10 protein-coding genes are annotated in these 9,217 nt (G+C 63.7%); 6 read left to right on the top strand and 4 right to left on the bottom strand.

Annotated features, from left to right (window positions below; genetic code table 11):
• Nucleotides 1–287: helix-turn-helix transcriptional regulator (locus tag AB4Z51_RS02880; RefSeq protein ID WP_441497013.1), on the top strand; the 287-nt coding region annotated here is incomplete at its 5' end.
• A gap of 80 nt (nucleotides 288–367) precedes the next feature.
• The gene (locus AB4Z51_RS02875; RefSeq protein WP_441497012.1) at nucleotides 368–1,036 is read left to right on the top strand and encodes a methyltransferase family protein; all 669 of its coding nucleotides are present in this window, start codon (nucleotides 368–370) and stop codon (nucleotides 1,034–1,036) included.
• A 17-nt stretch (nucleotides 1,037–1,053) separates the two neighbouring features.
• Here AB4Z51_RS02875 and AB4Z51_RS02870 read toward each other — a convergent pair whose 3' ends face one another.
• Both AB4Z51_RS02870 and AB4Z51_RS02865 read right to left on the bottom strand, forming a co-directional pair.
• Nucleotides 1,054–1,761, bottom strand: coding sequence for a glutathione S-transferase (locus AB4Z51_RS02870; RefSeq protein ID WP_135214606.1), 708 nt, complete (start codon nucleotides 1,759–1,761; stop codon nucleotides 1,054–1,056).
• Between the two features lie 130 nt (nucleotides 1,762–1,891).
• Complete coding sequence (locus AB4Z51_RS02865; protein WP_135214605.1) at nucleotides 1,892–2,563, bottom strand: lectin; 672 nt, start codon at nucleotides 2,561–2,563, stop codon at nucleotides 1,892–1,894.
• A gap of 335 nt (nucleotides 2,564–2,898) precedes the next feature.
• On the opposite strand from AB4Z51_RS02865, the gene AB4Z51_RS02860 reads away from it, so the two are divergent.
• The 4 genes from AB4Z51_RS02860 to AB4Z51_RS02845 all read left to right on the top strand — a co-directional run bounded on the left by AB4Z51_RS02860 (nucleotide 2,899) and on the right by AB4Z51_RS02845 (nucleotide 6,415).
• Nucleotides 2,899–3,900 (top strand): NrtA/SsuA/CpmA family ABC transporter substrate-binding protein, encoded by a 1,002-nt coding sequence (locus AB4Z51_RS02860; RefSeq protein ID WP_167768015.1) that lies wholly within the window; start codon nucleotides 2,899–2,901, stop codon nucleotides 3,898–3,900.
• Nucleotides 3,901–3,914: 14 nt separating this feature from the next.
• Entirely contained in the window at nucleotides 3,915–4,739 is an 825-nt protein-coding gene (locus AB4Z51_RS02855; RefSeq protein ID WP_244623138.1) for an ABC transporter permease, read from the top strand.
• 20 nt (nucleotides 4,740–4,759) lie between these two features.
• Nucleotides 4,760–5,599: an ABC transporter ATP-binding protein gene (locus AB4Z51_RS02850; RefSeq protein WP_441497019.1), complete on the top strand. Its 840-nt coding sequence runs from the start codon at nucleotides 4,760–4,762 to the stop codon at nucleotides 5,597–5,599.
• A 90-nt stretch (nucleotides 5,600–5,689) separates the two neighbouring features.
• Nucleotides 5,690–6,415, top strand: coding sequence for a Crp/Fnr family transcriptional regulator (locus tag AB4Z51_RS02845; RefSeq protein WP_063986244.1), 726 nt, complete (start codon nucleotides 5,690–5,692; stop codon nucleotides 6,413–6,415).
• 10 nt (nucleotides 6,416–6,425) lie between these two features.
• On the opposite strand, the gene atzF is transcribed toward AB4Z51_RS02845, so the two are convergent.
• Nucleotides 6,426–7,811 carry an allophanate hydrolase gene (gene atzF, locus AB4Z51_RS02840; RefSeq protein ID WP_441497011.1) on the bottom strand — a complete coding sequence of 462 codons (1,386 nt, stop codon included), beginning with the start codon at nucleotides 7,809–7,811 and terminating at the stop codon, nucleotides 6,426–6,428.
• Nucleotides 7,812–7,980: 169 nt separating this feature from the next.
• Complete coding sequence (locus AB4Z51_RS02835) at nucleotides 7,981–9,012, bottom strand: Tim44 domain-containing protein (protein ID WP_135214601.1); 1,032 nt, start codon at nucleotides 9,010–9,012, stop codon at nucleotides 7,981–7,983.
• Nucleotides 9,013–9,217 lie beyond the last annotated feature (205 nt).

Genomic DNA, 9,217 nt, shown 5'->3' with positions numbered 1-9,217 from the left:
GGGCCAGCTATGAGGCCCGCGCCGTTCTGTTCGTCAGCAAGGCAGCGCTCGAGACGATCGTCGCGCCCGACCTCATCCGGAAGCTCTTCAAGCTGACGCCGGCCGAGCTGCGCGTCTTCCTGGCCATCGTCGAAATCGGCGGGGCTCCTGACGTGGCCAGAGGCATGGGCATCGCCGAAACGACGATCAAGACCCATCTCACCAGGATCTTCACGAAGACCGGAACCAAACGACTGGCGGATCTGGTTCGGCTCGTGGCGGCCTTTACATCGCCCATCAAGATTTGAAGCCACCCCTGTCGCACCGGCCGCATGTTTGTCCGAAGAATGCTATAAATGCACCGGCGTGTGACGGAATCTGATCGAACATGATCGCAAAACTGCTGTTGCAGAACACGATCACCACCGCCGGCATGGGCGCGCTGCTGTTCGCTTGCGCCGGGACGATGCATTGGCCTTCGGCCTGGGTGTTCCTCGCCACCTGCGCCCTGCTCGGCCCGCTCTGCGGCTGGTGGCTTTATCGGGTCGATCCGGCGCTGCTCGCCGAACGTCTGCGGCCGGTCCTGCAAAAGGACCAGCCTGCCGCCGACAAGGCCTTCATGATCGTCTTCGTCATTGCGATGCTGGCCTGGCTGGCCGCGATGGGGCTCGACCGGCGCACGCAATCCTCCGACATGCCGGTTGCGTTGCAGGCGCTCGGTCTCGTGCTGTTCGTCCTCTCGACGCTGTTCATCCTGTGGGTGTTCCGCGAGAACTCGTTCGCCGCGCCCGTGGTGAAGCTCCAGGCCGCACAACGCGTGGTCTCGACGGGGCCTTACGCGCATGTGCGCCATCCCATGTACAGCGGCATGATCCTGTTCTTCGCCGGAGTGCCGCTGCTGCTGGGCTCGTGGTGGGGCCTTGCAATGGCGCCGGTCATCGTCGTTTTGTTTGCTGTCCGCATCGGCATCGAGGAGCGCTCGCTGCGTGAGGGCCTGCCGGGCTATTCCGACTATATGACGCGCGTGCGCTATCGCCTGCTGCCCGGCGTGTGGTGAGCCGCTATCCGGACCGGCTAATTGTCCAATTCCTTGTAGCGGCGGAAAATGCCCTGCTCGTTGAAGGGAATGCGGCGTTCGCTCGCAAGATAGGCCTTGATGTTCGGCCGCGCGGCGATGCGGTCGTGCAGGGCGACGAGGCCCGGGATATTTCCCTCGAACGCCTTCATGCGCTTGGGGAAGGCGTAGCGCAGCCCATCGACGATCTGGAACAGCGAGAGATCGACGTAAGTCAGCCTGCGACCGGTGACATAGGCACCCCCATTGCCGGCGAGAAGCTCTTCGAAATAGCCGAGATATTTCGGCACGCGCTCGTCCCAGAACTCGGCCGTGCGCTTCTTGGCCGCCGGCTTCTGATCTTCATAGTACATCGAAGGCCCGAGCGGGTGATGGGTGTCGTGGATCTCGGTCACGAGGTCGGTGATGGTGAGCTGAAGCTGGTGCACCCAGAGCTTGCCCGCCTCCGTCTTCGGCGCGAGTCCGTGGCGGGCGCCGAGATAAAACAGGATGTTGGCGGTCTGGCCGACGACGAGCTTGCCCGCTTTCAGGAACGGCGGCGCAAAGGGCGGCGTGCCCTTATGCGCATCCATCATCTTCATCATCGCAGCGGTGCCGCGCGGGCCGCGCGCAACGTCGACATAAGCGGCCCCCGCCTCCTCCAGCGCCAGCCGCACATATTCACCGCGGCCCTGGATCTCGGGCCAGTAGTAGAGCTCGTATTTCATGGGAGGGATCCGTGATTGCGTGCTCATCAGCGTAGCACGCAACCCCACGCTCCGTCATTGCGAGCCAACTGGGCCGCGCTTGGCGCGGACCCGTTGGCCCCCAATGACGATGAGGCGAGAGCAGACGTCCTCAGTTCACTGCAAAACAATACAGCAGCCCGTCGCCGCCGGTGCTTTTCAGGTCGGCCTGCGAACAACCGCCCTCCGATCCGCGCGAGGGATGGGCGGCGTTCCAGGACTTCACCGTCGGATTGGTCGCCGGGCCGTTGACATCGGAATGGCCGAGCATCGCCGCGCCTTGCGTGCTCGACGTCCAGTTCTTGCAGGTGCGGTCATCGGCGCCCGCGAACGCCGTACCGTCAGGCTGCGATCCCGTGAGAATGTCGTGACGGTTGGGCTGGTCGCCAAAGCCGTTGACCACCTCGCCCTTCTCGGTCAGCGAACTATCCTTGTTGACCTTGTTGGCGCTGTGCAGTTCAGCGACGTCCTTGGCGATCACGACGCCTTTTGCATTCTGCCAGGGTCCCTTGCCAATGCGGTCCTTGGCATTGACCGCCGGCTTACCGTCCGCGGCCTGTGTCGATAGATAGGCATGCCAGGTCTTGGTTCCGGCGCCGACCGTCTGTGCGAGCTTCTGGCACTGCGCATCGGCCCCTTCAAGGCCGCCGAGATCGGCTCCCTTGCCCGGCCCGCTCGAAGTCACAAAGAAGGTCATGTCGGCTGACTGCGCCTGCACCGATGGACTTGCGAAGAGCGCGAGCGCAACGCCTGCTGGCACGATGACCCTGGCAAAAATGCTCATCCTATCCTCCCGATTGTTCCTGCAGATTGTTCCTGCGATTGCTTCTGGCTGACGGTCTTTGATCTGCTGACATGAACCCGTCACGACAGACATTATTCCGGCGGCCATCCGCCGCACGGGCGTTGCCTCGAGCGRCGGCCCGCGACCGGTCGCCCCAAGGGCCATGTCGATTAATTGCTTCCCGAGACCGTAGCGCCGGGCGAGCATACCAACGCGGGGCCGATCCTCAAGCGATCGCCCAGGGGAGGACGCGGGAGTCCGTTGCGGAGCCGTTCAGGGCGGTATCCGCGATCACATCGGGGCTGCCGCCCGGCGCGGCGCGAGGGGAGATCGTCATGCACTGGAACACCGTCCGCCCAATTGCGGCAATCGCCGGCTATGCCGCGCTTTGCTACCTCGCCATTGGTCCGGGCTGCGCCTCGGCCGCGGAATTGCTCAAAGCCCGGCTTGCGCAAAACCTCGGACCGATCTCCGGCCTTGCGATCGTCGCCAAATCGAAGGGGATTTTCGAAAAGAAGGGACTGGACATCACCGTCTCGAACTTCACGTCCGGCAAGCAGTGCCTGGACACCGTGATCGGGGGCGGCGCCGACATCGCGACGACGGCGGAGGCGCCGGTCACCGCTTCGGCGATGGCAAACCAGCCTATCGCCTTCGTCGCCGGCATGGAATATTCCGACCTCAAGACGGTCGTCGTGGCCAAGGCCGGCGTCAAGACCAAGGCAGATCTTCGCGGCAAGCGAATCGGATTCACTGCCGGCACCGGCAGCGAGGTCTACACGGCGACGTTGCTGAAGTCGGCGGGATTGACTCCCAAGGATGTCACCCTCGTCAACCTGCGGCCGCAGGAGATGCTGCCGGCACTTGCAGCAGGAAGCATCGACGCGATCGACACTTGGGAACCCCACATCGCCAACGCCAAGAAGGCCCTCGGCGAAGCCGTCGCTGAGCTCGATACAACGGGCACTTACTCCGAGACGTTCAACATCGTCGTCACGAGACCCTATCTGGATGCCAACCCTGCGCTGGTTGAGAAGTTCATCGCCGCGCTGATCGACGCCGAGGTCTGGATGAAAGCACACCCGGATGAAGCGATCACGGTCGTGGCGGACGCGGTCGGCATGAAGCGGGACGACCTCGCTCCGATCTGGGCCGACTATGTTTACCGGGTGCGTCTCGACGACCGGCTGATCGAGATTCTCAAGACCCACTCCGCATGGCGCCTCGAGAGCGGCAACCATCCTCCGGGAGCGGTGATGCCCGACTTCAGCAAGGTCGTCGTCGCCGAGCCGCTGAAGAAGGTCGACCCCGCACGCGTCACGCTCTCGTGGAAATAGGCACCCGCACAGCCATGCAGGACGGCACCTCAGCAGGACAAGAAATTGCTCTCCGCACCGACGGTCGCGGTCGGCGGCCGGATTCAGTTCGTCTTCGCCGCATCAATATTCTGGTCGGGGCGCTTTCGCTTCCCCTGTTCGTCGGCCTCTGGGAACTGGTCTCCCGTTCCGGGGCCGTCAACATGGTGCTGTTTCCGCCGCCGACAGTGGTAGCTGCGGCGGTCCTTGAGTGGATACGAAGCGGACAGTTCCTTGGCGATCTACTGGCCAGCCTCTTTCGCGTCACCACGGGGTTCATCGTAGGCGGCCTGCTCGGCATCCTGCTCGGTATCCTCACCGGCCAATTCCCTGTTATTTCGAGCTTGCTGTCTCCGCTATTCCATATCCTGCGGCCAATTCCGCCGATTGCTTTCGTGCCGATCGTCATCCTCTGGTTCGGCCTGTCGGAGGCGGGAAAACTGTTCCTCGTCGTATGGGGCGTGTTCTTCACGGTTTGGCTTTCGACCCACATCGGCGTGCAGAAGGTTGACCGCGGCCTGATCAGGGCGGCGCTAATACTTGGCACGCCCCGGCGGCAGATGCTCCAGGAGATCGTGCTGCTGGGCGCGCTTCCCTACATCGTGGTCGGGTTGCGCACCGCCGTCAGCATCTCCTTTTACACGCTCGTCGCGGCCGAACTCGCAGGCGCTTTCGCCGGCATCGTCTACAGGATCGAGATTGCGCAGCAGAATTTGCAAACGGGCCAGGTCATGGGCGGGCTCGCAGCGCTCGGGTTGATTTCGTTCATTGCCGACCGGCTGTTTTCAGCTCTTGCGGAACGTACTGTCTGGTGGCGTTGATGTCGGGAGCTCGATCGATCATGAAACTGGCTCTGGCAAGTTCGCCAGCCCCCGTCGAATCGGTGCGGAGACAACCGRCCATTCAAGTCTCAAACCTGAGCATCGTTTTTGACACCCGCCGCGGGCAGACCATCGCGGTGGATCGCGTGTCCTTCGACGTGGCGCCTGGCGAGTTCGTTTGCATCGTCGGGCCCTCCGGTTGTGGCAAGTCGACGGTGCTCAATACGATCGCCGGACTGGAAGTGCCGTTTGAGGGCGACATCCTGGTAGAGGGCTCGCGTGTCTACAGCCCGCGACCCGATGTCGGCATGGTGTTCCAGCAGCCGCATCTTTTCCCTTGGAAGTCGGTCCGCAGGAACATCGCCCATGGCCCCAGGATGCTTGGGAAGTCCAGGATGGAAGCGAATGCCATCGCCGACGATCTGATCGCGACGGTCGGTCTCAAGCGTTTCGCCGACGCCTATCCGAACACGCTGTCMGGCGGCATGCAACAGCGCGTGGCGATCGCGCGAGCCTTGGCCAATCAGCCCCGCGTGCTGCTGATGGACGAGCCCTTCGGGGCCCTCGATGCGCAGACCCGGGCGGTGATGCAAGACAATCTGCTGGAGCTGCGCGACCGGATCAAGGCGACGATCGTGTTCGTCACGCATGACATCGATGAAGCCATCGTGCTGGCCGACCGTGTTCTCATCATGAGCGCGGGGCCCGGCCGCATCCTGCGCGAAGTCGCGGTCAAGCTGCCGCGCCCGCGGTCGAGTTCTGTCATGGTCGAGCCAACCTATCTTTCCCTCAAGAAGGATTGTCTCGACGTCATCCGCGCAGAAGGGCTGCGGGCGTTCAATCAGTCGGACGCGAGCTGATCGCCCAGAACTTGGAAATCGCGAAGCAGCCCGCAGCTCGCTGGCATGGTTCTTGAATAATCGATGCCGGGTCTCACGGTGGAGCCGGCGATGCACAGGGCGAATAGCGCGATAGCGGCAGGTGTGATGCTGGCCGAGTCGGACAATCTCGTCAGGCCGCTGCCCGGCTTGCTGGACGGTCTCAACCGGGCTGATTGCAATCGGCTGCGTGCGATCGGACGCGAGAAGGCCCTGGAAGCCGGCCAACTGGTTTGGTCTCAGGGCGACACACAGGCTGGGATCTACCTGATCAGCGAGGGACGCATACGCAGCTACTATGCGGCGCCGTCGGGGCGCGAGGTCACGCTCGCCTACTGGTTTCCCGGCAACTTCGTTGGCGGCCCCGATATATTCGGAACGGGCCCGCATATGTGGTCATCGGTTGCGGCCGAACCCAGCCTGTTGACGTTCATGCCGGGACTGGCGCTGCGGCGGCTTGCGCTGGAATCGCCGGCGATCGCCGTCGCCTTGCTGGATGCCCTGGCATTCAAGGCGCGATGCTATTCGGCGATGGCCCAGATGCTCGGGACGCGCTCGGTGACCGAGCGGCTGCATAGCCTGTTGATCTTCCTGTCGCACGTCTACGGCGTGAAGCGCGACGGCGAGGTCGTCATCGGGATGCCGTTTACCCACGGCGATCTCGCCAATCTCATCGGATCCACCCGCCAATGGGTGACAGTACAGCTCGCGCGGCTCCAGGAGGAAGGCGTGATCAGGTACGACAGATCCGTGATTTCGATCCTGGATCTTTCGACGCTCGAGCAAGAGATGGAATAAATTCCGTCCGTCAGCCGCCAGACTTCAATTCGAACGCCGCTCGGCCTGCACTGGCCTCGAACCGCCGCGCCAGTCCGATCAGCGCGCGATCATGCCAGGCCGGCGCCAGAAGGGTCACGCCCATGGGCATGCCGTTCGACAATGTCGCGTTCGGAACCGCCACGCCGCAGAGATCAAGCAGATTGGCAAAGTACGAGTAGTAGCCGAGGCGATTGTTGAGGGTGATCGGATCGCGCTCCATCTCCTCCAGCGTGAACGGCCGCGGTGCGGTCGGGACCACCAGCGCATCGATACCCGCAAAGATCGCCTCGGCGTCGCGGCGAAGCCGGTGCAGCCGGTGAATGGCACCAAATGTGTCGATCGCTGAATAGCCGGCGGCCGAGCCCAGCACGGTCCTCGTGACATCAAGCAGGGAGCCAGAATCGATGTCCATCAGCGAAGCGATGGCCGAGTGCCGCTCCGCGACCCAGGGTCCGCTGAACATCAACTCCCCGGCCTGGCGGAACGGCGCGAGGTCCACCTCGATCGCCGTTCCCCCGATCTGCGTGAAACGCTCGCAGGCGCGCTCATAGAGCTCGCCGCATTCCGGCATGCCGAAGCATTCGAGATCGGCGGACGCGATGCGGCCGAAGCGGAAGGATGGCACCGCCCCGCTGGCGAAAGAAAAGGCCCTGGGCAGGCGGCTGTAGGGATCTTCGAAATCGAACCCTTCGATAATTTCGAGGATTGCCTCGCCATCACTGACGGTATTGCAGAACACCGAGACGCAATCGATCGTCGGGCAATTCGGCACCAGCCCGCGTGATGACACCAGCCCAACGGTCGGCTTGATTCCGACGATGTTGTTGAAGCCGGCAGGTATGCGGCCGGACCCGCCGGTATCGGTGCCGAGCGCGAACGCGACGTGCCCGGCCGCGACGGCGACCGCGGACCCGGAACTGGAGCCGCCCGCAATATAGCGCGCATCGGCAACCGACGCGCAGGGGCCATAGGGCGAACGCGCGCCGGACAGGCCTGTGGCGAACTGATCGAGATTGGTCTTTCCGAGGCAAATTGCGCCGGCCGCGGTGAGGCGTTCGACGCTGTGAGCGGAATGCCAGGGCGTGTAGCTGAACGCCGGGCATGCGGCAGTGGTTGGCATTCCCTCGACATCGATATTGTCCTTCACACCAAAGGGAATGCCGAGCAGCGGAAGATTTTCGCCCGTCCGCGCGCGCGCCACGAGCTTCCGGCATGCTTCGAGCGCCTCCTCCCGCGGGCGAAGATAGATCCAGCAATTGCGGTCGCGCTCGGCCTCGATCCGGTCATACGCCGTTTCGATCGCCTCCAGCGGCAGGGACGAATTCCTGGCAATGGTTTCGTGATTTGTCCTGGAGCGCGCGACAGACTGGCTCACCGAATATCTCCCTCTCTAACCGGCAGGCGCGAAATTGCGGGAGCTCTGCGCGGGCAACAAGCAATTAAGTGCTTCGCGCAAAATGGTCGGCCGTATCGGGACATAAGCGGCTCAAAGAAAAAGGGCGCCGTGCCGAAGCACGACGCCCTTGTCTTTAATCTGCGTACGATCAGTTGGTCTGCTGGATCGCCGACAATTCCCAGCCGCTGCCCGGACGGCGGGCGAAGGTCCAGATCTCGGTCGCCTCGGCCGGCTGCTCGCTGCCGGCGACAACCGCACCGCTGTTGCGGTCCAGCGTCTTGTCGGTGAGGGCGAAGCGCAGCGCCACCGTGGCGTATTCGGTCTCGCCTTCGCGCCAGGCTTCCGCGAGGTCGCCCTGCAACAGCTTGACGTTGGTCACCTTGTTGACGACGTTGCGCGCGCGGTTCTGGCCGAGGTCCTGCTCGAAATAGGAGACCATTTCCGGCGTCGCGAGCGTGTGCAGCTTTGCCACGTCCTCGTTCGACCAGGCGGCCTGGACATCGCCGAGCAGGCGCTCGAACGCCTCATAGTCATCCGGCTTGATCTCGAGCGGTGCGTTGTTGGCGCCGCCGAAGCCGAAGCCGCCGAGACCACCGCCAAGTCCACCACCGACGCTACCGCCACCGAGGCCGCTGCGATAGTTCGGCTGCGGTCCCTGACCGCTGCCTGCATCAGCATTGGCATAGGCCGCCTGCTGCGAGTGGCGGCGCTGCCACCAGGACATCGCCAGCCGCACCACCAACACCACGAGCGCGATCTGGATGATCAGGCCAATGATTGACGACAGGCCGCCGAGGCCACCGAACAGGCCGCCGCCGAACAGCATGCCGAGCAGGCCTGCGCCGAGGAAGCCGGCCGCAAGGCCGCCCATGAAGCCGCCGGCGCGGCCGAACAGGCCGCCACGGGCGGGTGCGGCGGCAGCCGAATTCATGCCGGCACCCGGCTGGGTATAGGTGCGGTTGAACTGCGAGGTCGAGCCCGGCGCGGTCGTGGTCGAAGGCGGCGCCGAATAGGTGCGCGAGCCGCGCGAACCCGACGACATGCCACCACCGACGCGGGCGTCGGCGGACGAAATCACCAGCGCAGTCGGCAGCGCAAGCGCCAGCATGACGGCGAGGGTCTTGAAGAGAGTGCGGGAGCGTTGCGAGAAAGTCATGTGCGTTTCCCAAATCCCCGGCATGGGGACGTGCTCCTAAGATGGGCAGACTTCCCGAAAAGTGAAGCCGGTTTCGGAACTTATGGCTGCGGCCCTCAGTCGCGGGGATGTGGCAAAAGCCCATATTTGGCGGGGGTTTGGCCGGGGAGCCAGAGGAATTGCGGTCGCGGGTTACCGGCGGGTTTACGACAGGAATGCCGCTTTTTCCTCGTCGTTTCGAGGAACTCTC

Origin of the sequence: Bradyrhizobium sp. 2TAF36, assembly GCF_052114925.1 — a bacterium.
GTDB lineage: Bacteria > Pseudomonadota > Alphaproteobacteria > Rhizobiales > Xanthobacteraceae > Bradyrhizobium > Bradyrhizobium barranii.
This window is presented reverse-complemented; position numbering and strand designations above follow the sequence as displayed.